Raw genomic sequence first — 24605 nt, forward strand, 5'->3', positions numbered from 1 at the left:
AGGCGGGACAGGTTCCGTCACAGGGGTGATCCCGCCCGAGGCGGCGCTCCCTAGACTCGGCGCATGCGCATCGACTTCCACGCGTCGGAGCGACCGACCCTCGGCGTGGAGTGGGAGCTCGCGCTCGTCGACCGCGCCAGCCGGGACCTCGTCAGCGTCGCGTCCGAGCTCCACGAGCTGGCGGCCGGGCGGCTGGACACCCCGGACCGGCTGCACAAGGAGCTGCTCCGCAACACGATCGAGGTCGTCACCGGCATCTGCGGCACCGCCGGCGAGGCGGCCGAGGACCTGCGCAGCACGCTGGCGGTCGTCGCCCCCGCCGCCCGCGAGCTCGGCGTCGACCTCCTCGGCGCCGGGTCGCACCCCTTCGCCGACTGGTCGCACCAGCAGCTCACCGAGGGCCACCGCTACGCCGAGCTGATCAACCGCACGCAGTGGTGGGGCCGCCAGATGCTGATCTGGGGCGTCCACGTGCACGTGGGGATGCCCGAACGGGACCGGGTGATGCCGGTGCTGGCGTCGATGCTGACGACGTACCCCCATCTCCTCGCGCTGTCCGCGAGCTCACCGATCTGGGCCGGCCAGGACACCGGGTACGCCTCGAACCGGGCGCTGATGTTCCAGCAGCTGCCCACTGCGGGACTGCCGTTCGCCTTCGACACGTGGGCCGAGTTCGAGAAGTGCATCGAGGACCAGACCACGACGGGGATCATCGACTCGATGGCCGACGTGCGGTGGGACCTGCGGCCCGCGCCGCACCTGGGCACGCTCGAGCACCGGGTCTGCGACGGCATGTCCGACCTGCGCGAGCTCGCCGCGCTCACCGCGCTCGTCCACTGCCTCGTCGTCGACCTCGACACCCGGCTCGCGGCCGGCGAGGACCTGCCCACGATGGCGCCGTGGCAGGTGCAGGAGAACAAGTGGCGCGCCGCGCGCTACGGCCTCGACGCGATCGTCATCCTCGACGACCGCAACCGCGAGCGGCTGGTCACCGACGACCTCGCCGACCTCCTCGACCGGCTCTCGCCCGTGGCACGGCGGCTCGGCTGCGAGGCCGAGCTGCGCGCGGTCGCCGACATCCCCACGCGCGGGGCGTCCTACCAGCGGCAGCGAGCCGTCGCGCACGAGTCGGGCGGCGACCTGGTCGCCGTCGTCGACGCGCTCGTCGACGAGCTCGAGCACTCCCTCAAGGCCTGACCCGCCGCACCGCGCGCCGTCGTCGCTGGCCGCGGGGAGGCACGCACCTCACGCCTCGCGCCGCGGCCTCCGCGTCACGGGAGCGGTGGGTCCACCTCGAGGCCTCCGCCGACCTGCTCGGCCACCGCCGCCAGCCGGGCGCGGGTGATGTCCGCGACCGTGGCGAGGCCCGCGAGGCCGGCGTTCGAGCCCTCGCGGGTGGGCTCCGCGGAGTTGATGCTGATGCAGCGGCGGGTGCCGCCGTCGGCGGCGTTGGCCAGGGCGACCGCGTGGCCGGTGGTGCCACTTCCCGCGAACGGGTCGAGCACCACGACGTCGCCGGGCAGCGTCGAGAGGATCCGACGCACCAGGCCGGTCGGCTTCGGCGACTCGAACACGTGACCGACCAGCGCCTTGAGCTCGGCGACGGCGGTGTCCGTCGAGCCGATCTCCTCGGCGAGCCAGATGGTGCGCAGCTTCTTGCGTCGACCGCCCTCCCGGTGGAGCCAGTCCCGCTGGAAGACGTCGGCACGCTCGCCGGAGCGACCACGGATCACCCGGCACTCGAGGTCGTCGGGGCGCTCGTCGACCCGGGCCCGGGACCAGCGCCACACCGCCGGCCGGCCGTCGCCGAAGACGGGCGTGAGCTCGACGCTGCCGGCGAACGCGGTGGTCGAGACCCGACCGGTCCCGGGGTCGCCGTGGAGCGAGAAGTGCAGTGTCGGCGTGGTGAGCGGGTTGAACTTCTTGTTGGTGTTGCGCAGGGGCAGGTAGCGGAACCGGCGGCCGTCGGCGGCGGTGAGGGGGAAGTCCGCCTCGTCGACCGACTCCGCGCTGCTGCCGTCGACGGCGCAGCCCGGCAGGTGGCGGGCGTAGGCCAGCACGTACTCGTGGCTGGTGGCGAAGCCGCGGCCGAGCTGGCGTCCCTTGGGGTTGAGGTTGACCACCACCTGCGCCATGAAGTTCGCCTCGCCGAACACCTCGTCCATCAGCAGCCGCAGGTGCGCCACCTCGTTGTCGTCGATGCTGACGAAGACCGCACCGTGCGGGGCGAGCGCCTCGCGCACGGCGTCGAGCCGGGGGCGCATCATCGCCGTCCAGGCTGCGTGCCGGCCCGCGTACGGGTCCGCGTGGGAGCCGTCGCGGAAGCGGTCGGCGTACGCGAAGTCGTTGCCGGTGTTGTAGGGCGGGTCGGTGTAGACGACGTCGACCGACCCCGGCGCGAGCCGCGGCAGCACGTCGAGGTTGTCGCCGACGTGCAAGGTGTTCCAGGCCCGGCCTCGCGCCAGCTCGTCCGCCGGACCGCCGGCCGCACCCTCCGCACCGCCGGCTGCGGGCGCGGGCTGGTCGGGCACGGACGGCAGCCTAGGCGCTGGGGAGGAGCCCGGCGACGGACCGACCGGCCCCGAGCATCAATTGTCCCACCAGTCCCACGACGTCCTTTACTCTGGAGCGCGTGCCTTCCTCCACGCGCCGCCTCCTGACCGCCACACCGCTGACCGTCGCCACCGCCGGCGTGCTCGTCGCCGGCCTCGCCCTCAACGTCGGTGCCGGCCCCTCCGCCGCCGACGCGGGCGACGCTCGCGGCCGGAGCCTGGCGTACGACACCCAGAGCGGGTACCGCGGCCGCAACCAGACCTCCGACGGCAAGCCGGGCGTCGTGGTCGGGCCCCCGGTGAGCGCCCGGGGCCGCACGGCGCAGGTGCGGAACGACGTCAGCTACCAGATCGCGCCCGGCGTCGTGCTGCGCGAGTGGGACCAGGTGGACGGCCGGCAGCCGGTCGGGCAGGTCCGGATGAACCTCGTGACGGTCGACCTCGACGCCGCGAACATCACGTTCGAGGAGCTCTCCCCCACCTACGTCACCAGCCGCAAGAAGGTCAGCCAGCTCGGCGGCTGGAACGACGCGCTCGCGGCGATCAACGGCGACTTCTTCGACATCGGCAACACCGACGCCCCGCTGGGCGTCACCGTGAACCGGGAGCGCGGGATCCTCGGTGGCTCCCGCGAGGGCTGGATCCCGGGCGTCAACTCGACGCTGTGGTTCGACGACTCGGGCCCGCACGTCGGGCCGCTGAGCCTGCAGTACACGATCAGGCAGCGGAGGGCGTGGACCGTCAGCGGCATCAACCACCCGCGCATCCCGGCGGGCCAGATCGGGGTCTTCACCTCCGACTGGCACCGCACCGAGGGCTACCGCGTCACCTCGGGCAAGAAGCGCGCCCGCGAGGTGGTCCTGCGCAACAACCGCGTCGTCTCCAACCGCCCCAAGCTGTCGAGCGGCCGGAAGATCCACAAGGAGGAGCGGGTGCTCGTCGGCACGGGCAGCGCCGCGGGCAAGCTGGCCACCCTCAAGCGCGGCAAGAAGATCACGCTGTCCAAGCGCATCGAGGGCGGCCGGCCCACGGTGGCGATCAGCGGTGACCGGCCGCTGCTGGTGAACGGCGTGCGCACCGTCATCAACAACACCATCGCGCACCCGCGCACCGCGGTGGGCATCGACGCCGACGGCCGCCAGCTGTTCATCCTCGTGGTCGACGGGCGCTCCTCGGCCAGCCGCGGGTACACGATGGTCGAGCTGGCCGACATGATGACGGCCCTCGGCGCGGAGAACGCCATCAACCTCGACGGCGGCGGCTCCTCGGCGATGTACAGCCGCACCGGCACCGGCGAGATGGGCGTGGTCAACGAGCCCTCCGACGGCGGCGAGCGCCTCGTGCCCAACGCGTTCGGGGTGGTCTACCACGCCGAGCTGCCGCCGGTGGTCCCGATCGTGCCGACCCCCACCCCGGTGCCCCCCACCACGACGCCGACGCCCTGACCGGACGGGACGACCCGAGGAAGATCCAGCGACGACCCGGCGGACGGGGCGGCGGCTCAGGCGTCCGGCGCCGCGAACACCACGACGTAGGTGACCGGCGCCAGGCACTGCACCGTGCTCTTCGGCAGCTGCGCGACGACCTCGAAGCCGGCCTCGCCGGCGTCGACGGTCACGCTGCGCGGCGGCTCGCACCCGGTGGCCGCCACGGCGCCGTAGGGCGTCGCGCCCGGCCCCTCGACCTCCGCGACCGCCGACGCGACCTTCTCGGGCAGCCCGTTCTGCAGCCCGACGACGAAGTCCTGCACGGCCCGGTCGCCGTCGAGGGCGAACGCCAGCGTCGAGGGCGACCCGCCGCCCTCGGTGGCGTCCACCACCACGGCCTCGGTGACGCCGGCGGTGCCGGTGGCCGGGATCGTCGCCGGGGCGACCGGCGCGGCAGTGGGCGTCCCGGACGGTGACTCGGACGGTGACTCCGACGACGTCCCGGCCGGGCTCGACGCCCCCTTCGAGCCCGCCGGGTCGGTGGCGGAGCCGCCGTCGGAGCCGCAGGCGGTCAGCCCGGCGGCCAGCGCCAGCCCGAGGACGGGGCCGACGACGCGCGCCGGGGTCGGGCGGGGACGGGCGCCCGAGCGGCGCAGGAAGGTGCCCGAGGAGCTGTCCGTGGAGGTGTCCGTGGAGGTGTCCGTGGAGGTGCGCATGGCCGTTGGACGGCAGCCATGCCTCGCCGGCTCCCTCCTGCGGGCTCGGCTGCGGACGCCGCGTCGACGGGGCGGGGCCGGACTGGCAGGCTGTGCGCCGTGAGCGAGGCAGGGGTCCCGGCGGAGCCGGTGCGCGAGGCCGTGCGGGCGTACGCCGCGCGGCAGCCGCAGATCGCCACGGCCACCGCGGCGTGGGTCACCCGGATCCGGACGCTGCTCGACGACGCGGGCATCGACTACCTCAGCGTCACCGGCCGCACCAAGAGCGTGGCGTCGTTCGCGGCGAAGGCCAACCGCACCGTCGAGGGACGCCTGCTCTACCCCGATCCGCTCGAGCAGATCACCGACCAGGTCGGCGTCCGCGTGATCACCTACGTCCACAGCGACGTCGCGGCCGTCGCCGAGCTGCTCGACGACGAGCTCGTCATTCTCGACGACCGCGACCTCGGCGAGGAGACCGCACGCTCCGGCCGCTTCGGCTACGCCAGCCGCCACCTGCTCGTCCGGGCCGGCGACGACGGGCACGAGGACCTCGCGAGCGAGCGGGCGAGCGTGCAGGTGCGGACCGTGCTGCAGCACGCCTGGGCGGAGTTCGAGCACGACATCCGCTACAAGGGCAATGTCCCCGACGACGCCGCCGCCGACCTCGACCGCCGCTTCACGCTTGCCGCCGGCCTGATCGAGCTGGCCGACCGGGAGTTCGCCACGATCCGCGAGCGGATCCAGGCGGCCGCACCGGGTCGGGCCGCCGAGCCGGAGGCCGACCACATCGTCGGCCAGGACCTCGCGACGTTCCTCGCCGGGCACTACAGCGACGCCGGCTGGTCGCACACCGACCACTACGACTGGATCGCGGGCCTGCTCGCCGAGCTCGGCATCGACAGCGTCGACGACCTCGCCGACCTGCTGACCTCCGTCGACGCCGACGCGGTGATCCGCCGGATGGGCTACCGCTACCCGGCGGGGGCCGTGCGCCGGCTGGACGACGCGCTGCTGGCGATCTTCGGCGAGCAGTACGTCACCCTGGAGGGCAACCGGCACCGCGTGCCGCTCCTGCGGGCCCGGATGGAGAAGCTCACCACGCCCGAGAGCCGCGACCCGCGGTAGGAGGCGGCCCCTAGGGTGGGCGCCATGAGCCGGCCGTCGTGGACCACCGTCGCCCCCGTCCTGGCCGCCGTGGCGCTGGTGCCGGCCTGGTTCACCCACCCCGAGGGGATCGTCCTCGGCGTCCTCGCCGTGCTGCTGGTCGGTGCGGTCCTCGCCGCGGTCCACCACGCCGAGGTGGTCGCCCACCGGGTCGGGGAGCCGTACGGCTCACTGGTCCTCGCGGTCGCGGTGACCATCATCGAGGTGGGCCTCATCGTCACGCTCATGGTGACCGCCGACAAGGACGCCTCCGGCCTGGCCCGCGACACGGTCTTCGCGGCGGTGATGATCACCGTCAACGGCATCGTCGGCCTGTCGCTGCTGGTCGGCGCCCTGAAGCACCACCTCGCCGTGTTCAACCCCGAGGGCACCGGCGCCGCGCTGGCCACCGTCATCGCCCTGGCCGTGCTGTGCCTGGTCGTCCCGTCGGTGACCACGTCGCAGCCGGGCCCGGAGTTCACGGGAGCGCAGCTGGCGTTCGCCGCGATCGCGTCGCTGGCGCTCTACGGCATGTTCGTCTTCACCCAGACCATCCGGCACCGTGACTTCTTCCTGCCGGTCAGCCACGGGCAGCACTCGCCGGTGGTGACGTCGGCCGGCGGCGGCGACTCCTTCGAGCACGAGCCGGTCGACCTCGACGACGACGGCCACGCCGACCCGCCGAGCAACCGCGCCGCCCTCGGCAGCCTCGTCCTGCTCGTCGTCTCGCTCGTGGCGGTCGTCGGCCTCGCCAAGATCGAGTCCCCGGCGATCGAGTCGGGCGTCGCCGCCCTGGGCTTCCCGCAGGCCGTCGTCGGCGTGGTCATCGCCCTGCTGGTGCTCGCGCCCGAGACGATCGCGGCGGTCCGCGCGGCGGCCCGCAACCGCGTGCAGGTGAGCCTGAACCTGGCGCTTGGGTCGGCGATGGCGTCGATCGGGCTCACGATCCCCGCCATCGCCGTCGCCGGCATCTGGCTCGACGGCCCGCTCGAGCTCGGCCTCAACCAGCTCCAGACGGTGCTGCTGGCCCTCACCGCCGCGGTCGCGATCCTCACCGTCGTCCCGGGTCGCGCCAAGCCGCTGCAGGGCGGCGTCCACCTGGTCCTGCTCGCGTCGTTCCTGTTCCTGACGATCGCCCCGTAGCCCGCGCCGGTCGCCCACGGGGCCCGGACACGACGACGCCGGCCCCGGGCGTGGGCCCGGGACCGGCGTCGGAGCGGTGGTCAGCCGAAGTACTTGGCGTAGATCTTGTCGTAGGTGCCGTCCTCGCGCAGGTCGGCGAGCGCGCTGTTGATGGTGCGCAACAACGGGATGTTGCCGTCCTTCTTCACCGCCATGCCGTACTGCTCGCCGGTGTCGAACTCCCGGGCGGTCTTCAGCCGCGGGTTGTCCGCCACGAACTGGCCGGAGACGGTGTTGTCGAGCATCGCGGCGTCGAGCTCGCCGGCGTCGAGGGCGGCCTGCAGGCCGGCCGCGTCGTCGTACGCCCGCACCTGCGTGGTCTCCGGGGCGAAGTCGCTCAGGTAGGTCTCGCCGGTGGTCTCCTTCTGGACGCCGACGCGTTGCCCGGCCAGCTCCTCGAGCTCGTCCAGGCCGGAGCCGCGCGGCGTGATGAGCGCCTGCTTGGCGTCGAAGTAGGGGCTCGAGAAGTCGAGCACGCGGGCCCGCTCACCGGTGATCGTCATCGCCGAGATGGCGAGGTCGCAGACGTCGCTGTTGAGCGACTCGCCCGAGGTGATGTCGTCGAACGACACGTCGACGACGTCGAGCTCGGCGTCGAGGTCCTCGGCGACCTCGCGCACCAGGTCGATGTCGAACCCGGTGGGCTTGCCGCCCTTCAGGTACTCGAACGGCTCGTAGGGCATGTCGGTGCAGACGGTGAGCGCGCCGCCGAAGACCAGCGACACCTCGCTCAGGGAGTCGGCCTCCTGGCCCTGCGCGCTGCCACCGCAGCCGCTCAGCGTGGCCAGCAGAGCCACGGAGGACAGGGCGGCAGCCGCGACGCGGGCCGGGTTCGTGCGCAGGATCGAACGGGTCATGGCGTCAGTTCGCATTCACGGTGAGCGACTCGCGCAGTCGCATGAGGGCGTATTCGGTGATCTTCACGAGGGCACCCTTGGCCTGCTCGCGGTCGCGGGCGTCGAGGCTGATGATCGGGACGTCGGCGGGCAGCGCCAGCGCGGCGGCGATCTCCTCCGCGGGGTATCGCGGGACGCCGTCGAACTCGTTGACCGCGACGATGAACGGGATGCCCTTGGACTCGAAGTAGTCCAGCGGCGAGAACGACTCGTCGAGCCGCGCGACGTCGACCAGCACGATGGCGCCGATGGCGCCGCGGCACAAGTCGTCCCACATGAACCAGAACCGACGCTGGCCGGGGGTGCCGAAGAGGTAGAGGACCAGGTCCTCGGCCAGGGTGAGGCGGCCGAAGTCCATGGCGACCGTGGTGGTGGCCTTGGTCGGCACCGCGGCGAGGTCGTCCACGCCCTCGGACTCGTTGGTCACGAGTGCCTCGGTGCGCAGGGGGTCGATCTCGGAGACGGCGCCGACCAGCGTCGACTTGCCGACGCCGAAGCCGCCCGCAATGACGATCTTCGTCGACGCAGCCGCACGCTGTGCCTTAGTAGTTTCGAAGTCCACGGAGGGTCCTTTCGATGAGCTCGAGACGCTCATCTGTCGACGTCTTCTCGGTGATGGTGGCCTGGATGCGGATCAGGCCCTGGTCGATCAGGTCACCCAGCAGCACCCGGGTGACGCCGATCGGCATCTTGGTGAGGGCCGACACCTCGGCCACGGAGCGCCGGTCGCAGACCTCGAGGACCTGCGCGGCGGAGGGAGTGAGGACGGGCGCCTCTGCACCGGGCTGGAGGCGGAGCGTCGCCTCCATGGCCAGGTCGACCGTGGCGGCCGTCCGACCAGCCGTGATGGTGTAGGACCGGATGAGGCGGGGGCGGTAGTCCTCGTCCTCCGGGTCGAGTGGCGGCGTCACGGCACGGGACCGGTCAGCCGCTCGTACCGACGCGGGCCTGGGCCTCGACGGTACGTCCCACGCGGTCCACCAGGAGGGCCATCTCGTAGCCGACCTGCCCGATGTCGGCCTCCTCGGTGGTGAGCACGGTGAGGTTCGACCCGTCACCGACGCTCATCAGCATGAGGAACCCCATCTCCATCTCGACGATGGTCTGCATCACCGAGCCACCCTCGAAGAGGCGGGCGGCGCCGACCGCGAGGCTGGCGAGCCCGGAGGAGACGGCCGCGACCTGCTCGGCGCGCTCACCGGGGATGCTGGTGCTCGAGGCCATGAGGAGGCCGTCGGCCGACACGAGGATGGCGTGCGCGGCGTCGGGCACGTCGTCGACGAAGCGCGACATCACCCAGTCGAGGTCGCGGTCGTCAGTGGTGCTGGCGGGGGCGGCGGAGAATTCGTGCGTCATGCGGGGCCTGCTTCCGTGTGCTGAGTGGAACTTCTGGCTGCTCGTCGACCGCGGGACACGCCCGCGGTGTGGGCCTGGAGCCGGCGACGGATGGCCTCGGGGTCACGCGTCTTGGCTGCCGTGGGCGGGGTGACGCTACCGGGGACGAGGCGCTCCCCCGGGGCTCGTCGGGGAAGACCGACGGGCGTCGACTCGACGGCCGGCGACTCCTCGGCGACCTGCTCGGCGATCTCCCACCCGCGGTCCACCTCGGTCTCGCGGATCTCGCTCGCGTCGCCGCTGAGCCAGCCCGAGCGCATGGACTTGAAGATGGGCGACTCGGCACGGGCGGGCTGCGCCTCGGAGCTGCTGGAGCCGTTCGAGGCGGCGGACCCGTACGTGCCGTTGAGGCCGTCGAGCCCGTCGAGGCCGTCGAGGCCGTTGACCGCGGTCGCACCGTTGTCGGCCGCGTACGCGGCGGGGGCGTCGTACGAGCGCTGCGGCTCGGGGGCCACGACCGGCTCCGGCGCGCGGACGACGGGCTCGGGGCGGCGGAACGGCGCGCCGAGGCCCAGCGGGTCGTCGTGGTCGACCTCGACCTCGGGCTCCTCGAACCGGTGTGCTGCCGCCGGCTCGACCGGGGCGGCCACCTCGGCGGCGGGCTCCGGCCGGGGCTCGCGCACCGGCGCGGCCTCGGGCTCGGGCGTCACGTGCGCCGCGGGCTCGTCGAACGCGTCGGCGGGCAGCGGGTCGGACAGCGGGTCGGACAGGGGGTCGGACAGCGGCGCGTACGCCCGGGCGGTCTCGACGGGAGCGACCTGCTCCTCGACGGGCCCGGCCTCGGCCACCGGCTCCGGCGTCGGCTCCTGCGTCGGCTCGGGACCGGCGTCACCGATCCTCGCCTCCTGCTCGGCCTGCGCCCGCTGCCGCGAGGCCAGGGCCGTGATGGGGACGACGCGGGCGACCTTCTCGGCCGGTCGCGGCGCCGCGGCGGCGTCGCCGTCGGCTGCCGCTGCGGCCGGCTGCTCGCGCCTGCCGAACAGCGGACCGGTCGCGCCGGAGGTCTCCGGGGGCAGGAACGCCTCGGCACCCGTGCGGGGCATGTTGGCGCCCGGGTCGCGGCGCGGCAGGAGGCCGCCGAGCGGCGGACGGTCGGGCGTCGGCACGGGGGCCGACGCCGCAGCCGGAGCTGCCGGCGCCACCGGGGCCTGGGCCGGGGCAGCGGGGGCCGGCTGGGCCGGGGCGGGCTGCGCCTGGTGAGGCGGGACGGGCTGGGACTGCGCAGGCGCGGCGGCGGCGGAGTCGGTCGGCAGCGGCTCGAGGTCGGCCTCCGCGCGGTCGGCCCTCGCCTCGGCGGCGTCCTTCTGCGCGGCCTTGGCCTGTGCCGCGGCGGCGCGCTCGGCGGCCTTGGCCTCCGCCTTCTGCGTGCGGGCCAGGTTGCGGGCCTCGCGCTTCGACAGCACCGGGGTCGCGAGCGAGCCGGTCTCCAGCACCTCGGTGCTCGGGGCCGGCGCCGCGACGGACCTGCTCGCCGGCGCGGGCGCGCCGGTCTGCGCGAGGTCGGGCAGCACCGCCGGCGGGAGGAGGACGGTCGCCGTCATGCCGCCACCGGGGTTGCGCGACAGGTGCGCGTGGATGCCGTGGCGCTCGGCGAGGCGGGACACCACGAACAGGCCCATGCGACGAGCGGTGTCGGGCGTGGCCTCGGCGCCGTGCTGGAGGTCGCGGTTGAGCTGCTCGAGCTCGGCCGGCGGCACCCCGAGACCGGCGTCGGTGATCGTCACCGTCACGCCCTCGGCGCCGAGCTTGGCGGCCAGGCGCACGGGCTCGGCGGGCGGCGAGAAGGTCAGCGCGTTGTCGACGAGCTCGGTGAGCAGGTGGACCACGTCGGCCGCGGCCTCGTCGCCCACGCGGGTGGTGAGGTGCGACAGGATCTGCACGCGCTGGTAGTCCTGGACGCCGGAGGTCGCGGCCTGGAGGGCCTCGCCCACGGTGAGACTGAACTGCCCGGCCGCACGGTTCGGGGCATCGGCGAGGATCAGCAGCGAGTCGGCCGTACGACGCATCCGTGAGGCGAGGTGGTCGAGGCGGAACAGCGACTCGAGGCGCTTGGGGTCCTCCTCGTCGTGCTCGAGGCGCTCGATCTGCGCGAGCTGCTGGTTGACCAGCGAGGTCGAGCGGCGCGACAGCGTCACGAACATCGCGTTCACGGTCTGGCGGAGCTGCGCCTCGCCGGAGGCGAGGTGGATGGCCTGGCGGTGGAGGTCGTCGACCGCGCGGGCGACCTGGCCGATCTCCTCGTTGGTGGTGACCTCGATCGGCTTGATCGGCTCGGGCTCCTGGCCGGCCCGGATCCGTGCCACGGCGTCGGGCAGGCGGTGGCGAGCCACGGCGAGCGCGCCCTCGCGGACCTTGCCGATCGGGCCGAGGAGGCTGCGGGCGATGAAGAAGGCGAGCGCGATCGCGGCAGCGAGGGCCAGCAGCGTCAGCACCGCGCCGACGAGGGCGTTGCGCTGGGCGTCGGAGGCGGCCTCGTCGAGCGACTCGCTCACGCCGCTGACGAGCGTCGTCGTGATCGCGTCGTAGGGCGCGTAGGCGTCCCGGCCGTCGAGGTCCGTGGCGGCGTCGTCGCGGATCTGCCCGGCGTGGCGGGTGTTCTGCGTGCGCAGCTCGGCCGTCTCGGCCTCGGCGCCCTCGACCGAGCCCGCGAGACGGTCGATGGCCGCCGCCTCCACGCCGATCTCGGAGAAGAGCTCCTGCGAGCTGGACTGGGACAGCGTCGAGGCCAGCAGGCCCTGCTGCAGCGCCAGCGACAGGCGGCCGCTCATCGCCTGGGAGAGCTGCTCGAGGCGCGGCTCGGGGGTCTCCTGGGCGGCGTTCACGCTGGTGATGAGCTGCGAGACGCTCGACTCGAGCTGGCGGACCAGGGCGATCCACGTGGCCGGGCCGAGGTTCTCCGCGCCCTCGCCGCGCATGGCCTGGCTCAGGTCGAGCAGCGCGTTCACGTGTGCCGTCTGCAGCTCGTCGAGGTCGGCCTGGTCACGGACCTGCGCGAGGCTCTCGGCGTTGGTCGAGATGTCGTCGATGGAGTCGATGAGGTCGCCCTGGCTGGCGGCGCTGTCGGACTGGGCCGCCACCATCGCGGCCTCTGCGGCGGTGAGGTAGTCGATGGCCGGCTGGAGGATGGCGACCTGCTGGGCGCTCCGGGCAGCCTGGCGCGAGTCGCCGTAGTCGCCGGCCACGCGCAGCCCGCCGAGGACGGCGGCGAGCAGCAGCGGGATCGCCAGGGCCAGGGCCATCTTGCGGCCCAGCGGCCAACCGGCGACCGAGAGGGCCGCGCCCTTCCGGGGCTGGGCTGCATCCTGAGTCATGTGTGCCTCGCGTGAGAGTGAGCTGCTGCGACGTCGAAAGCGCGCCGGGGGACCGGAGCAGACTCAACTTAAGGATTGCCGCGACATTCCGTGGCGTTTTCGCAGAACTGTGTCGCGACGGTGTAAGGGAAGGTGTCGCGCGAGGCCCGGGCCGCTCGCTCAGCACCACCCCTTCGGGCTGCGGCGACCCCGCAGACGAGCGCACCCGGAACACCGGGAAGGCACGCCGGCACGACCCGTCCGTCACGCGCGGACGAGGCCGACCTGCCGGCGAGCTGCCTGCGCCGTGTCGGGCGGGCGCGCGCTCAGCCGGCGGACCCGTGGCTGTGCGGCGGCACGACCGGGCCCTCGGACGGCTGGACGACGACGAACCCGGGCCCCTGGAACGCGTACTGGAACGCCTCGCCGGTGCCGCCGCGCAGCATCGAGCGCATGTTCATCGAGCTGACGACCTGCGGCACCAGGTTGGCCGACCAGCAGACGGCGGCGTTGATGTCGACGTAGGTCGGCGACTGCGAGCAGTCGAGGATCAGGGGTTGCCCGTCGCTGGTCAGCGCGACGGTGCCCGTTCCCTGGACCAGGGTGTTGAACATGCCGCCGCTCATCATGCCGGCGCCCTTGACGCGGTGGACGTCGTAGTCCAGCGTCGCGTCCATCGCCAGCAGGGCGCTGCCGTTGACCGAGAGCCCGTCGCCCTCGAGCCGGACGAGGAAGACGTCCTTGGCCGTGTCGGCGAAGAACACCTCGCCCTGGCCGGAGACCGTCATCAGCGGCGTGTCCTCCGACGTCACCAGGCGGCGCATCATCTTGCCGAGCGAGCCGGCCGACTTGTGCTCGAAGGACACCTGGCCCTGGAAGGCGACCATCGACCCCTTGGCCGCGAGCACGGGCTCGCCCAGCACCACTCGCAGCGTCTTGCGGTGGTGGAGGCTGAACCGCTCGGCGGTCGGGTTCTCCTCGTTGGCCTGGTCGAACAGCTCGCTGCGCATGGTTCCCCCCTCGTCGTGGCGAGCCGGTCGGCCCGCGGTCCGCGGCGAGCCTAGCGAGCCGGGCGGCGCGCGATCAGGCGCGCTCGACCTCGCTCTGCAGCTTGAGGACCGTCGTGCCGTCCTCCTGCTCGATGACGTACGCCGGGTTGTCCTCGCTGCCGTGCCGGGTGACCTCCGACCCCTTGGTGGTGCGCGACACGTCGCCGTGGTGCACCTCCTTCACGGTGCCCTCGGCCCACGACGAGCCCCACTTCCACTTGACGGTCGTGCCCTTCCGGATGGCCATGGCACCACCGTGCCACGCGGCCCGCCGCGCGGGACCACCCTTCAGGAGCGGACGTGCATCCGCTCGCCCTGCGGACCGAAGATCGCCAGCACCTCGGCGGGCGTCGGCCCGGGGTTGCCGACCCAGTGCGGGGTGCGCGTGTCGAACTCGACGACCTCGCCCGGCACCAGGGTGAGGTCGCGGTTGCCGAGGAGGAGCCGGACCCGGCCGCTGAGGACGTAGAACCACTCGTAGCCCTCGTGCGTCTGCAACGTCGGCGCGGGGTCGCGGTCGACGGGCAGCACCAGCTTGAAGGACTGGAGGCCGCCCGGCCGGCGGGTCAGCGGGATGTGGGTGCGGCCGTGCCGGACGACCGGCTTGAGGCGCACGCGCGGGTCCCCCGTCTCCGGCGCGTCGACCAGCTCGTCGAGCGCGACGCGGTGAGCGCGCGCCAGCGGCAGCAGCAGCTCCAGGGTCGGCTTGCGCTGGCCGGACTCCAGCCGCGACAGGGTGCTGACGGAGATCCCGGTCTCCTCCGCCAGGTCGGTCAGCGTGGCCTCGCGCTCGAGGCGCAGCTGGCGCAGCCGGGGGCCGACCCCCCTGAGCACTCCCTCGTCGTCCATGGTGGCAGTTTGCCATTGCAGCAAGAATGTTTGTCAATGTGGCGACCACCTGCGCATCATCGATCCATGAGTGAGAACGAGACCTTTGACGTGGTGGTCGTCGGCGGCGGCGCGGCCGGGCTGAGCGGCGCGATGGCGCTCGGCCGGTCGAGACGGTCGGTGCTGGTCATCGACGCCGGCGAGCCCCGCAACGCTCCCGCCGACCACGCGCACAACTACCTGGGCCGCGAGGGCGTGCCCCCGAGGGAGCTGCTCGAGACCGGCCGCGCCGAGGTGGCAGCGTACGGCGTGGAGGTGCTGGCGGACCGGGTCGTCGGCCTGTCCGGCGAGGTCGACGACTTCCTGGTGACGACCGAGGGCGGACGACGCTTCCGAGCGCGTCGCATCCTGGTCACGGGCGGGGTCGTCGACGAGCTCCCGGACGTCCCCGGCCTGGCCGAGCGGTGGGGCGTCGACGTGCTGCACTGCCCCTACTGCCACGGCTGGGAGGTCCGCGACCAGGCGATCGCGGTGCTGGCGACCACACCCCTCGCCGGCCACCAGGGCCTGCTGTTCCGGCAGCTGTCGGACGACGTCGTGGTGGTCGTGCACGACGGCGTCGAGCTCCCCGACGAGGAGGTGGAGAAGCTCGGGGCGATCGGCGTCCGGTTCGCCCACGGCACCCCCCGGGAGGTCGTCATCGACGGCGACAGGCTCGTCGGGCTGCGGCTCGCCGACGGCTCCGTGCTCGAGCGGCAGGCGATCGTGGTCGCCTCGAGGCCGCGCGCGCGCATCGACTACCTGGGCCCGCTCGGCATCAAGCCGAAGCCGTTCGAGGTGAACGGTGTCCCCTTCGGCTCCGTCGTCGAGGTCGAGCCGACCGGCGCGACCGCGGTGCCGGGCATCTTCGCCGCCGGCAACATCACCGACGTCGCGATGACCCTGATGGCCTCCGCGGCGCACGGCATGCGGGTCGGGGCGTGGATCAACGCCGAGATGGCCGGCGCCGACGCCGAGCGCACGGTCCGGGCGCGGCGCGAGGAGTTCTTCGAGCGGCCCGCGTGGGAGGAGCGCTACTCCGGCGACCGCGTCTGGAGCGGCCGCGTCAACGTCCAGCTCGCCGCCGAAGCGGCGTCGCTGGCACCGGGCCGGGCCCTGGACGTGGGCTGCGGCGAGGGCGGCGACGCCGTGTGGCTGGCCGAGCGCGGCTGGGACGTCACGGCGGTCGACTTCGCCGACGCCGCCCTCGTGCGCGTCGCCGAGCGCGCCCGGGAGGCCGGGGTCGACGACCGGGTGGAGACCCGCCGCGTCGACGTACGCACCTTCGACCCCGCGGGCGAGACCTGGGACCTGGTGACCTCGCACTTCTTCCACCTGCCCGACGGCGGCATGCCCGACGTCGTACGCCGCCTCGCCTCGGCGGTGGCACCCGGTGGCACGCTGCTCGTCGTGGGGCACCACCCCGACGACCTGGCCACCGGCCTCCGGCACGGGCACACCACCTTCATGTTCACCGCCGACCAGCTGCTGCCGGCCCTGCCCGACGACTTCGTCGTGGAGGCCTGCGAGGCCCGGCCGCGCACCCAGGCCCACCCGCACACGGGCGAGGAGATCGCGGTCGCCGACGCGACGCTGGTGGCCCGCCGCAAGGGCTGAGCCCGATCCCGGACGGGGGCGGGTCGGCATGATGGAGACGTGAGCCCACCGGACGCCTCCGTCGTGCCGCCCGCCCGCCGGTGGTGGACGCTGCTCCCCTTCCTGGCCGCGGTGGTCGCCGTGGCCGGGATCGGCGGGCTGGCCGCCTCCGGCTCGCGGGAGACCTACCGGGCGCTCGACCTGCCGCCCTACGCGCCGCCGTCGTGGCTGTTCGGTCCCACCTGGTCGGTGCTCTACCTGCTCATCGGCGTCGCCGGCTGGCTGCTGTGGCGGGCCGGCGGCTGGGACCGCGTCATGTCGCTGTGGGTCGTGCAGCTCCTGCTCAACCTCGCGTGGACGCCGCTGTTCTTCGCCGCCGGCCTCTACACCGTGGCCCTGGTGGAGATCGTCGCGCTGGCCGCCGCCGTCGCGCTGCTCGTCGTGTGGTCCTGGCGCCGCTCGCGGACCGCCGCCTGGCTGCTCGTGCCCTACCTGGCGTGGGTGTGCTTCGCGACGGCGCTCAACGCGGGGATCGTCGTCCTGAACTGAGCGCCTCTCGGTCTCGCGCTCTGGCCGAGCGGTGAGTGGGACAGGTTCTGCGGTCGGGGAATGTGCCTCACGCACCGCAGGTGCCGAGCGGTGTGTGGGACATGTTCTGCGGCCCGGAAACCTGCCTCACGCACCGCAGGGGTGACGAGCGGTGAGCCGAGCGGTGAGTGAGACGTGTTCTGCGACCCGTGAATCTGCCTCACGCACCGCAGGTGCCAAGCGGTGAGTGAGACATGTTCTGCGGCGCGGGAACCTGCCTTACGCACCGCGGGGGTGCCGAGCGGGGTGCCGAGCGGTGAGTGAGACAGGTTCCGCGGCCCGGAAACCTGCCTCACGCACCGCAGGTGCCAAGCGGTGAGTAAGACATGTTCCGCGGTACGAGAACCTGCCTCACGCACCGCCCCCCGGCGCACGCCCGGGGCGCCCCGCCGGCGAACGGGACCGTCAGGCCAGGTCGAGCCGGGCCAGCACCATCGCGGCGATGCGGTCGACCGGCAGCGCGGGGTCGACGTCCATGCCCTCCTCGCCGGGCTGCAGCGGCTCGAGGGTGTCGAGCTGCGACTCCAGCAGGCTCGGCGGCATGAAGTGCTCGCGGGCGTTCATGCGCTGCAGGAAGAGGTGCTTGTCACCGGTGCAGTGCACGAAGAACGTGTGCTCGCCGCCGCGGCGCAGGACGTCGCGGTACGCCCTGCGCAGCGCGCTGCAGGTGATGATCGTCGGCTCGCCACGCCGGTCGCGCTCGGCGGTCCAGTCGGCCAGCGACTCGAGCCAGCCCCAGCGGTCGGCGTCGGTCAGCGCGATGCCCTTGCTCATCTTCGCGACGTTCTCCGGCGGGTGGAAGTCGTCGCCCTCGGCCATCTCCCAGCCGAGGCGCTCCTGCACGGCGACGGCCGCGGTGGACTTGCCCGACCCGGAGACGCCCATGAAGACCAGGTGGAACGGCGGGGTCGCCGCGGTGCTCATCCGATCGCCCACACGCCGAGCGCGAGCGCGAAGATCGTGACGCCGAGGGTGGTCTCGAGGACCGTCCAGGTGCGCAGCGTCGTCTTGACGTCCATCCCGAAGAACCGGCTGACCAGCCAGAAGCCGGAGTCGTTGACGTGCGAGAGCACCGTCGCGCCGGCGGCGATGGCCAGCACCAGGGCCACGAGCTGCAGCGCAGAGGGGTCGGCGTCCGCCACGCCGGCCGACAGCAGGCCTGCCGTGGTGGTCAACGCGACGGTCGCCGAGCCCTGCGCGACGCGCAGGATCGTGGCGATGACGAATGCGCTGACCACGAGGGGCAGGCCGAGGTCCTGCAGCGAGTCGGAGAGGGCGTCGCCGATGCCGCTGTAGCGCAGCACGCCGCCGAACATGCCGCCCGCTCCGGTGATGAGGATGATCGCGCAGATCGGGCCGAGTGCCTCGTTGAGCAGCGTCTCGACCTCCTCGCGCGAGTGCCGGCGGATCGCGAGGGTGTAGGTCGCGACGAGCAGAGCGATCAACAGCGCTACCGGCGTCTGGCCGATGAAGATGACGATGTCGGCGATCGTGCCGTCCTCGGCGATCGAGCCGTTGGTGCGCAGCGTGGTGAGCACGGTGTTGGCGCCGATCAGCACCAGCGGCAGGAGCAGGATCCCGAGCACGTGGGTGAACGCCGGCGGATTCTCGGTGTCGGCCTCGCGGCCGCCGGTGAGCACCGAGTCGTCGATCGGGACGTGCACCTTGCCGAGCCACCCGATCGTCACGGCGTACACGCCGACGAACCACGCGACGACCGCGACCACCACGCCGACGAGCAGGGTCAGGCCGATGCTCGCGCCGAGCTCGGCGGCCGCCGTGACCGGCCCGGGGTGCGGCGGCACGATGGCGTGCATGCTGGCGAAGGCGCCGGCGGCGGGGAGCGCGTAGAGCAGCACGGAGCCGCCGAAGCGCTTGGCCACCGAGAAGATGATCGGCAGGAAGACCACGAGGCCGGCGTCGAAGAAGATCGGCAGCCCGAACAGCAGCGAGGCGATGCCGAGCGCCAGCGGAGCCCGCTTCTCCCCGAACCGGCTGACGAGCGTGTCGGCGAGCACCTGCGCGCCGCCGGTCACCTCCAGCAGCCGGCCGATCATCACTCCGAGTCCGACGAGCAGCGCCACCGTGCCGAGCGTGCTGCCGAACGCCGCTATCGCGACCGTCGGCACGTCCGCGACCGGCACGCCCGCGGCGATCGCCGTGCCGAAGCTGACCAGGACCAGCGCGACGAAGGCGTGCATCCGCAGGACGATGATGAGCAGGAGCAGGACCGCCACAGCGAGCGCTGCGATGGTGAGGAGCGTGCCTGAGCCGTAGGCGGGCGCCATGTTCTCCACGAGAGACCTCCAGGGTGGGGGGTGCGCCCCACCCTAGAGCGCTGCGTCGGCGGGCGCGCGCACCTGCGAGCTGCGGCAGGGTGCCGCCGGGGCGGCCGCCCGAGATCAGGCGTTGGTGTACGCAGCGCGCCTGCGCTTCCCCTGACGGACGGACGGGGGCCGACCCTGTGGGCCGACCCCCGTGCGGGGCTCTCGCTGCTGGCGCTCACTCGCTCCAGGAGCGCGGCAGGCTGCTGTTCGCGACGCGGTTCTCGGCGTCGATCATCCACGCGAGCTGCTCGAGGCGCTCGAGGATCGTGTGGATCAGGTCGGCCGAGGTCGGGTCCTCCTCGTCGACCTCGTCGTGGATGCGCCGACCGGTGCCGGTGACGGCGTACAGCGCCGCGACGATCAGGTCCACGCAGTCGCCGGTGTTGACCTCGTCGGCGGGGAACTGCGCCAGCGACGACTGCTCGGCCACGGTCCTCGAGCGGGCGTCGGGCGTCGCGTAGATCGCGCGCATCCGCTCGGCCACGTCGTCGGAGAACCCGCGCGCGGCCTCGACCACCTCGTCGAGCACGAGGTGCAGGTCGCGGAAGTTCTTGCCGACGACGTTCCAGTGGGCCTGCTTGCCCTGGAGGTGCAGGTCGGTGAGGTCGACGAGCAGCTGCTGGAGGTGGCCGGCGAGGCGCTCGGAGGCCTGGAAGGCGGGGTGCGCCGTGCGAGCGGTGCGGGTGGGAGCTGCGGTCTCGGTCATGGGCTCTTCCTCTCTGTCGGTACCTTGCCTACTCAACACCCTTTTCTTGAATGATTCCAGTAAGGAGAGGCTGACCTACGAGGCGCGGCCCCGCCGTCACGGCGCCTGGTCGCCCCGGGCCTCCTCCTGCGCCACCAGCGCCGGGAGGTCCGGGAGCCGGTCGAGCCCCATGAGGGCACGCGACATGCGGCGGTTGCCGGCGAACGTCTCGCGGTGCCGGTCGAGGAACCACCAGTAGCCCGCGCTGAACGGGCAGGCGTCCTCACCGACCCGCACCTTCGGGTCGAAGCGGCACGACCCGCAGTGGTCGCTCATCGTGTTGATGTACGCGCCGCCGGAGGTGTACGGCTTGGTCATCATCTGGCCGCCGTCGGCGTGCTGGGACATGCCGACGATGTTCGGCACCATCACCCAGTCGTAGCCGTCGACGAACGCGCGGTGGAACCAGTCGGTCACCTGCGCCGGCGCCCATCCGCGCTGCAGGGCGTAGGAGCCCAGCACCATCAGCCGCGGGATGTGGTGCACCCAGCCGTGGTCGGCGAGGCGGCCGAGGGTGTGCGAGAGGCAGCGGGCGTCGGTGGCCCCGGCGTCGAGCTCGGCGAACCACTGCGGGATCGGCTGCTGCGCGCCGAGGGCGTTCTCGCGGCGGTAGTCGTCGCCCATGTGCCAGTAGACGTGCCAGACGTAGTCGCGCCAGCCGATGACCTGACGGACGAAGCCCTCGACGCTCGCGATCGGCGCGGCGCCGCTGCGGTACGCCGCCTCCGCGCGCTCGACGACCTCGAGCGGGTGCAGCAGGCCGAGGTTCTGCGGTGCGCTGACGAGGCTGTGGGCCATCCACGGGTCGCCCTCGAGGATCGCGTCCTCGTGGGCGCCGAACGCGGGCAGGCGGTGCTCCACGAAGTGGTCGAGCGCCGTCAGCGCCTCTCGCCGCGTCGCCGGGAAGAGGCGCCGGCCGTCCCGGCCGAGGAACGTCACGTCGCCGTCGCGCTCCCACTTGTCGAGGTCCTCGCGGACCTGCGCGTCGACGTCGTCCTCGCCCGGCCACCAGGGCTCGGTCACACCGAGGGTCTCGGCGCCCCTGGGCGGCGGCTGGCGGTTGTCGTGGTCGAAGTTCCACCGTCCGCCGACCGGCTCGCCGCCGTCCACCAGCACGCCGTGCGCCAGCCGCGCGCGACGGTAGAAGTCCTCCATCAGCAGCCGCTTGCCGCGACGACCCTCGGTCCAGCGCTCGAAGTCCTCGCGGGCCGTGGCGAAGCCCCGCGCCGGGAGCACCCGGCACCCGAGCCGCTCGACCAGGCCGAGCGCGGCGTACGACGTCGGGTGCACGACCTCGACGTCGTCGCCCAGGTCGCGCACCACCTCGGCGTACGTCTCGGCCTGCACGTAGGCCAGCCGCTCGCCGAGCTCCGCGGCCCGGTGGCGCATGGCGCTGAGCACTAGGTGCGCCTTGGCCCGGTGGAAGCGCCGGCGGCGGAAGACCGACTTCGCCTCGACCATCAGCAGCGGCCCGCGGTGGTCGTCGACGAAGTGCGGACCGAGCTGGTCGCCGAAGAGCCACCGGGTGGTCATGCCGCCACCCTAGGCACGCCGGACCACCACGCCGCCTCGCGCGTCAGTGCGGCAGCAGGCCCTTGACGTAGGCCGCCTGGCCGAGGTGCTGGAGGCAGTCGCCGATGATGCTGACCAGCCGTACGCCGGCGGTGACCGGCGGGTCCCAGCTCTGGTCGACCTCCCGCTCGAGCTCGCGCTCGTCGACGGTCTGCAGGTAGCGCGCGGTCGCGAGGGTGACCTCGCGGTGGTAGCCGGTCAGCAGCGCCGGGTCGGCGATGCGGATCGCGTCGACCTGCTCGGAGGTGTGGCCGTACCCGATGTCGTCGGTGCCGTTGGGCAGGCCGAACCGCTCCTGCCACTGCTCCCAGACCTGCGACTCGCGGGCGAGGTCCGCGACGTGGTCGTCCTGCACGCGGGCGAGGTGCCAGAGCAGCCAGCCGATCGAGTTGCCGGTGCCGCCGGGCCGGTGCGCCAGCGCCTGCTCGTCGAGGCCGTCCGCGACACCGTCGTACAGCTCGGTGACCCGGCCGAAGGCCTCCGTCAGCACTCCTCGGACGTCCACCGGGTCACTCCACCGGCTGCGCGGAGCGGACCTGCGGCGCCGTCGAGCTCTCGTCCTTCATCGCGTCGATCTCGGCAAGGATGCGGCTGCGCTCGTCGTCGTCCAGGCGGACGCCCGCCTTGCGGAGGCCCTCGTCGAGCTGGTCGGCGATCATCGGGTCGTCGGCGCTGTACTGCCAGGAGCTGACCTCCTCGACCACGCGCTGCGCTGCCTCGGTCGCTGCCTGCTGCTTCTCGTCGGTCATGCGCCCACGCTAACCGCGGCCCGCAGCGGCACCACGCCCGTCGGGGTGGACGCCCGCGGGTCAGCGTCGGGGGTGCCGACGCCGGCTCAGAGGTGGTGGAGCTTGGCGTAGGGCGGGGTGATCCGCACGACCTTCGCGCCGAAGTCGACCGTGGCTGCGTGGCTGTCGACCTTGACGACCTTGCCCAGGCCGTAGAGGTCGTGGCTCACGCGGTCGTCGACCTCGAAGACCTCCACCACCGGCTCGGGGGCGGGAGCGAAGGGGCTGCTGGGGAGGTGCTTCGGCCGGGATCCGTAAGAGGTAGCCATCCCTCGAGTATGCGCGCTGCCCCCCGCTTTCCGGGGTGGAACGTTCACATCCCTCCGTGTCGCCGGCCACACCCGGGACGTGAAAACGGCGCTTCCGGGGTACCTGTCCGATCCAGGCATCGCCACAGAGAGTGAGGCCCAGCGCGAACGGAGCGTCGGGATGGCCGACACAGCACAGGTCACCGTGGTGGTCCCGGTCCACGCCCAGGAGGCGTGGCTGCCCGCCGCCCTCGACAGCCTCACCCGCCAGACGTGCACCTCGTGGGAGTGCGTCGTCGTCGACGACGGGTCGCCGGGCGACGTGGCCGCCGCGATGGGCGAGCTCGTCGACGACCCGCGCTTCCGCCTCGTGCGGCACGAGCGGAACCGCGGCCTCGGGGCCGCCCTCAACCGCGGCCTCGACCTCGGGACCGCGCCGTACGTCGCCTACCTGCCGGCCGACGACGTCGTGCACGCCCACCACCTCGAGTCGCTGCTGGCGACGCTCGCCCGGCACCCCGAGGCGGCGCTGGCGGTCGCCGGCGTGCGGCACGAGCACGGCGTCGCACCCGGCCGCATCGAGGGCGAGCCCCTCCAGCTCGTGCAGGTCATGCACCGGCGCACCGACGAGCGCTGGCTCGAGCGCAGCGAGCTCACCACCGACGACCTGGGGCGGATGCTGTGGGACCGGCTGCTCGCCGGCACCGATCCCGTGGAGACCGGACAGGTCACCTGCTCCTGGGTCGCGCACCCCGGGCAGCGGCACCGCGCCATGCGCGAGCCGTGGGGCGGCCTCAACGTCTACCGCAGCAGGTACGCCGTCCAGGAGCCGCTGCGCTTCCACAGCTCGGTCGGGCACCTGCACGACGAGGTCGCGCACTACCGCCAGCTCCGGGAGCGGCCGGCCACGCCGCGCGCGGCCGACGGGCTGCGGATCCTGCTCGTGGGCGAGCTGGCGCACAACCCCGAGCGCATCCTCGCGCTGCACGAGCGCGGGCACGAGCTCTACGGACTCTGGACCGGCACGCCCGTGTGGTTCAACACCGTCGGGCCCGTGCCCTTCGGCCACGTCACCGAGGTGCCCCGCGAAGGTTGGCAGGCGGCCGTCCGCGAGCTGCAGCCCGACGTGGTCTACGCGCTCCTGAACTGGCAGGCGGTGCCGTTCGCGCACGAGGTGCTCGCAGCCGACCTCGGCATCCCGTTCGTCTGGCACTTCAAGGAGGGCCCGTTCTTCAGCCGCGAGCACGGGCACTGGGACCGCCTCGTCGACCTCCACGTGCGCTCGGACGGAGTCGTCTACTCCTCCCCCGAGCTGCGGGACTGGTTCGCGGTGACCGTGCCCGCGACCGCACGGCGGCGCCGCATGGTGCTCGACGGCGACCTGCCGCGCGCGGAGGGCATGGTGGGGGAGCAGTCCGACCTGCTGTCCGCCCGGGACGGCGAGGTGCACACCGTGATCGCCGGACGGCCGATGGGGCCCCCGCCGGAGGTCGTCGGGGCGCTCGCCGAGGCCGGCATCCACGTGCACGTCTACAGCGAGAAGGCGCACCACCAGATGCGGTCGTGGGTCGAGGAGTGCCGGCGCCTCGCCCCGGGGCACCTGCACCTGCACCCCCAGGTGAACCAGTCCGACTGGGTCGGCGAGTTCTCGCAGTACGACGCCGGGTGGCTGCACGACTTCACCAGCACCAACGGCGGCGACCTCCACGCCGCGACCTGGGACGACCTCAACGTGCCGGCCCGGATGGCCACGCTGGCCGCCGCCGGCGTCCCGATGATCCAGCGCGACAGCGCCGGGTCGGTCGTGGCCACGCAGACCGTCGCCCGCGACCGCGAGCTCGGCATCTTCTGGCGCACGCCGGACGACTTGGTGGCGCAGTTGCGCGACGGCGGACGGCTGGAGGAGCTGCGCAAGAGCGTGTGGTCGCAGCGGGCGCTGTTCACCTTCGACGCCTGGGTCGACGACCTCGTCGACTTCTTCCGGGAGTGCATCGCCGAGCGCCGGGGGTGACGCCGGTCCCCCGCCCGTCGTGACGAGCGGCCGGCGGCGTTCAGGTCCTTGAACGCGCCGTTCAGGTCTCTGAACGCCCGGACCCCTGTTGCCCACGCCTCGCGCGCCACACCCTTCTTGTGGGAGTCGCCCGCCCGGGGCGACCAGCACAGTGGGGAAGGCAAGTCATGAGTGGTGCAAGCGGGTCGGCGCAGGCGTCGTCGAGGAGAGCCGTACGTCCGAGGCGGTCGG

The 24605-nt window shown here is 73.1% G+C and carries 24 protein-coding genes; 7 read left to right on the plus strand and 17 right to left on the minus strand.

From position 1 onward, the window contains the following. Positions 1-63: 63 nt before the first annotated feature. Positions 64-1197 (plus strand): glutamate--cysteine ligase, encoded by a 1134-nt coding sequence (locus tag J3P38_RS05140; RefSeq protein WP_210502878.1) that lies wholly within the window; start codon positions 64-66, stop codon positions 1195-1197. Between the two features lie 74 nt (positions 1198-1271). On the opposite strand, the gene J3P38_RS05145 is transcribed toward J3P38_RS05140, so the two are convergent. Then, on the minus strand, positions 1272-2531 hold the full coding sequence (locus tag J3P38_RS05145) for a site-specific DNA-methyltransferase (RefSeq protein WP_307807730.1): 1260 nt from the start codon (positions 2529-2531) through the stop codon (positions 1272-1274). A gap of 101 nt (positions 2532-2632) precedes the next feature. Between J3P38_RS05145 and J3P38_RS05150 the strand changes: the two genes are divergently transcribed. Then, positions 2633-3997 (plus strand): phosphodiester glycosidase family protein, encoded by a 1365-nt coding sequence (locus J3P38_RS05150; protein ID WP_210502879.1) that lies wholly within the window; start codon positions 2633-2635, stop codon positions 3995-3997. Positions 3998-4053: 56 nt separating this feature from the next. Here the strand turns inward: J3P38_RS05150 and J3P38_RS05155 are convergent, their stop codons facing one another. Then, positions 4054-4695 carry a hypothetical protein gene (locus J3P38_RS05155; protein WP_210502880.1) on the minus strand — a complete coding sequence of 214 codons (642 nt, stop codon included), beginning with the start codon at positions 4693-4695 and terminating at the stop codon, positions 4054-4056. Positions 4696-4794: 99 nt separating this feature from the next. Here J3P38_RS05155 and J3P38_RS05160 point away from each other — a divergent pair, with 99 nt between their 5' ends. Beyond that, positions 4795-5802, plus strand: a complete 1008-nt coding sequence (locus J3P38_RS05160; RefSeq protein ID WP_307807731.1) for a GTP pyrophosphokinase — start codon at positions 4795-4797, stop codon at positions 5800-5802. 24 nt (positions 5803-5826) lie between these two features. Continuing rightward, positions 5827-6963: a calcium:proton antiporter gene (locus J3P38_RS05165; RefSeq protein WP_210502882.1), complete on the plus strand. Its 1137-nt coding sequence runs from the start codon at positions 5827-5829 to the stop codon at positions 6961-6963. A gap of 80 nt (positions 6964-7043) precedes the next feature. Here J3P38_RS05165 and J3P38_RS05170 read toward each other — a convergent pair whose 3' ends face one another. The 8 genes from J3P38_RS05170 to J3P38_RS05205 all read right to left on the minus strand — a co-directional run bounded on the left by J3P38_RS05170 (position 7044) and on the right by J3P38_RS05205 (position 14481). Beyond that, complete coding sequence (locus J3P38_RS05170; RefSeq protein WP_210502883.1) at positions 7044-7859, minus strand: ABC transporter substrate-binding protein; 816 nt, start codon at positions 7857-7859, stop codon at positions 7044-7046. 4 nt (positions 7860-7863) lie between these two features. Continuing rightward, positions 7864-8460, minus strand: a complete 597-nt coding sequence (locus J3P38_RS05175; RefSeq protein ID WP_056906137.1) for a GTP-binding protein — start codon at positions 8458-8460, stop codon at positions 7864-7866. After that, positions 8441-8809, minus strand: coding sequence for a DUF742 domain-containing protein (locus tag J3P38_RS05180; RefSeq protein ID WP_210438758.1), 369 nt, complete (start codon positions 8807-8809; stop codon positions 8441-8443). The genes J3P38_RS05175 and J3P38_RS05180 overlap by 20 nt, the downstream gene beginning before the upstream one ends. A gap of 13 nt (positions 8810-8822) precedes the next feature. After that, the gene (locus J3P38_RS05185) at positions 8823-9254 is read right to left on the minus strand and encodes a roadblock/LC7 domain-containing protein (RefSeq protein ID WP_210438759.1); all 432 of its coding nucleotides are present in this window, start codon (positions 9252-9254) and stop codon (positions 8823-8825) included. Beyond that, entirely contained in the window at positions 9251-12604 is a 3354-nt protein-coding gene (locus J3P38_RS05190; RefSeq protein ID WP_210502884.1) for a sensor histidine kinase, read from the minus strand. Before J3P38_RS05190 ends, J3P38_RS05185 begins: the two co-directional genes overlap by 4 nt. 305 nt (positions 12605-12909) lie before the next feature. Continuing rightward, positions 12910-13593, minus strand: coding sequence for an AIM24 family protein (locus J3P38_RS05195; RefSeq protein WP_210438761.1), 684 nt, complete (start codon positions 13591-13593; stop codon positions 12910-12912). A 73-nt stretch (positions 13594-13666) separates the two neighbouring features. Continuing rightward, entirely contained in the window at positions 13667-13879 is a 213-nt protein-coding gene (locus J3P38_RS05200; RefSeq protein ID WP_210438762.1) for a hypervirulence associated TUDOR domain-containing protein, read from the minus strand. 41 nt (positions 13880-13920) lie between these two features. Continuing rightward, positions 13921-14481: a helix-turn-helix domain-containing protein gene (locus tag J3P38_RS05205; protein WP_210502885.1), complete on the minus strand. Its 561-nt coding sequence runs from the start codon at positions 14479-14481 to the stop codon at positions 13921-13923. 66 nt (positions 14482-14547) lie between these two features. On the opposite strand from J3P38_RS05205, the gene J3P38_RS05210 reads away from it, so the two are divergent. Both J3P38_RS05210 and J3P38_RS05215 read left to right on the plus strand, forming a co-directional pair. Continuing rightward, the gene (locus J3P38_RS05210; protein WP_210502886.1) at positions 14548-16116 is read left to right on the plus strand and encodes a bifunctional NAD(P)/FAD-dependent oxidoreductase/class I SAM-dependent methyltransferase; all 1569 of its coding nucleotides are present in this window, start codon (positions 14548-14550) and stop codon (positions 16114-16116) included. 39 nt (positions 16117-16155) lie between these two features. Beyond that, positions 16156-16644, plus strand: a complete 489-nt coding sequence (locus tag J3P38_RS05215) for a TspO/MBR family protein (protein WP_307807734.1) — start codon at positions 16156-16158, stop codon at positions 16642-16644. Between the two features lie 444 nt (positions 16645-17088). On the opposite strand, the gene J3P38_RS05220 is transcribed toward J3P38_RS05215, so the two are convergent. From J3P38_RS05220 to J3P38_RS05250, 7 genes are all read right to left on the minus strand, one after another. Next, on the minus strand, positions 17089-17607 hold the full coding sequence (locus J3P38_RS05220) for a gluconokinase (RefSeq protein ID WP_210438765.1): 519 nt from the start codon (positions 17605-17607) through the stop codon (positions 17089-17091). After that, positions 17604-18971: a GntP family permease gene (locus J3P38_RS05225; protein WP_246850652.1), complete on the minus strand. Its 1368-nt coding sequence runs from the start codon at positions 18969-18971 to the stop codon at positions 17604-17606. The genes J3P38_RS05220 and J3P38_RS05225 overlap by 4 nt, the downstream gene beginning before the upstream one ends. Before the next feature lie 214 nt (positions 18972-19185). After that, on the minus strand, positions 19186-19716 hold the full coding sequence (locus J3P38_RS05230) for a Dps family protein (protein WP_210438767.1): 531 nt from the start codon (positions 19714-19716) through the stop codon (positions 19186-19188). A gap of 96 nt (positions 19717-19812) precedes the next feature. Then, complete coding sequence (locus tag J3P38_RS05235) at positions 19813-21288, minus strand: cryptochrome/photolyase family protein (RefSeq protein WP_210502887.1); 1476 nt, start codon at positions 21286-21288, stop codon at positions 19813-19815. Positions 21289-21331: 43 nt separating this feature from the next. Further along, positions 21332-21832 carry a mycothiol transferase gene (locus tag J3P38_RS05240; RefSeq protein ID WP_210502888.1) on the minus strand — a complete coding sequence of 167 codons (501 nt, stop codon included), beginning with the start codon at positions 21830-21832 and terminating at the stop codon, positions 21332-21334. Between the two features lie 4 nt (positions 21833-21836). Next, entirely contained in the window at positions 21837-22076 is a 240-nt protein-coding gene (locus tag J3P38_RS05245) for a hypothetical protein (protein ID WP_210438770.1), read from the minus strand. A gap of 86 nt (positions 22077-22162) precedes the next feature. Further along, complete coding sequence (locus J3P38_RS05250) at positions 22163-22384, minus strand: hypothetical protein (RefSeq protein WP_210502889.1); 222 nt, start codon at positions 22382-22384, stop codon at positions 22163-22165. A gap of 160 nt (positions 22385-22544) precedes the next feature. Here J3P38_RS05250 and J3P38_RS05255 point away from each other — a divergent pair, with 160 nt between their 5' ends. Further along, the gene (locus J3P38_RS05255; protein WP_210502890.1) at positions 22545-24374 is read left to right on the plus strand and encodes a glycosyltransferase family 2 protein; all 1830 of its coding nucleotides are present in this window, start codon (positions 22545-22547) and stop codon (positions 24372-24374) included. Positions 24375-24605: the final 231 nt, after the last annotated feature.

It is taken from the genome of Nocardioides xinjiangensis, assembly GCF_017916455.1.
GTDB classification, from domain to species: domain Bacteria; phylum Actinomycetota; class Actinomycetes; order Propionibacteriales; family Nocardioidaceae; genus Nocardioides; species Nocardioides xinjiangensis.

Coding starts and splice junctions, on each gene's coding strand:
- J3P38_RS05185 (WP_210438759.1), bottom strand. CDS start 9,254: ATGACGCACGAATTCTCCGCCGCCCCCGCCAGCACCACTGACGACCGC.
- J3P38_RS05220 (WP_210438765.1), bottom strand. CDS start 17,607: ATGAGCACCGCGGCGACCCCGCCGTTCCACCTGGTCTTCATGGGCGTC.
- J3P38_RS05225 (WP_246850652.1), bottom strand. CDS start 18,971: ATGGCGCCCGCCTACGGCTCAGGCACGCTCCTCACCATCGCAGCGCTC.
- J3P38_RS05170 (WP_210502883.1), bottom strand. CDS start 7,859: ATGACCCGTTCGATCCTGCGCACGAACCCGGCCCGCGTCGCGGCTGCC.
- J3P38_RS05235 (WP_210502887.1), bottom strand. CDS start 21,288: ATGACCACCCGGTGGCTCTTCGGCGACCAGCTCGGTCCGCACTTCGTC.
- J3P38_RS05200 (WP_210438762.1), bottom strand. CDS start 13,879: ATGGCCATCCGGAAGGGCACGACCGTCAAGTGGAAGTGGGGCTCGTCG.
- J3P38_RS05140 (WP_210502878.1), top strand. CDS start 64: ATGCGCATCGACTTCCACGCGTCGGAGCGACCGACCCTCGGCGTGGAG.
- J3P38_RS05255 (WP_210502890.1), top strand. CDS start 22,545: ATGGCCGACACAGCACAGGTCACCGTGGTGGTCCCGGTCCACGCCCAG.
- J3P38_RS05190 (WP_210502884.1), bottom strand. CDS start 12,604: ATGACTCAGGATGCAGCCCAGCCCCGGAAGGGCGCGGCCCTCTCGGTC.
- J3P38_RS05245 (WP_210438770.1), bottom strand. CDS start 22,076: ATGACCGACGAGAAGCAGCAGGCAGCGACCGAGGCAGCGCAGCGCGTG.
- J3P38_RS05205 (WP_210502885.1), bottom strand. CDS start 14,481: ATGGACGACGAGGGAGTGCTCAGGGGGGTCGGCCCCCGGCTGCGCCAG.
- J3P38_RS05155 (WP_210502880.1), bottom strand. CDS start 4,695: ATGCGCACCTCCACGGACACCTCCACGGACACCTCCACGGACAGCTCC.
- J3P38_RS05195 (WP_210438761.1), bottom strand. CDS start 13,593: ATGCGCAGCGAGCTGTTCGACCAGGCCAACGAGGAGAACCCGACCGCC.
- J3P38_RS05165 (WP_210502882.1), top strand. CDS start 5,827: ATGAGCCGGCCGTCGTGGACCACCGTCGCCCCCGTCCTGGCCGCCGTG.
- J3P38_RS05250 (WP_210502889.1), bottom strand. CDS start 22,384: ATGGCTACCTCTTACGGATCCCGGCCGAAGCACCTCCCCAGCAGCCCC.
- J3P38_RS05230 (WP_210438767.1), bottom strand. CDS start 19,716: ATGACCGAGACCGCAGCTCCCACCCGCACCGCTCGCACGGCGCACCCC.
- J3P38_RS05210 (WP_210502886.1), top strand. CDS start 14,548: ATGAGTGAGAACGAGACCTTTGACGTGGTGGTCGTCGGCGGCGGCGCG.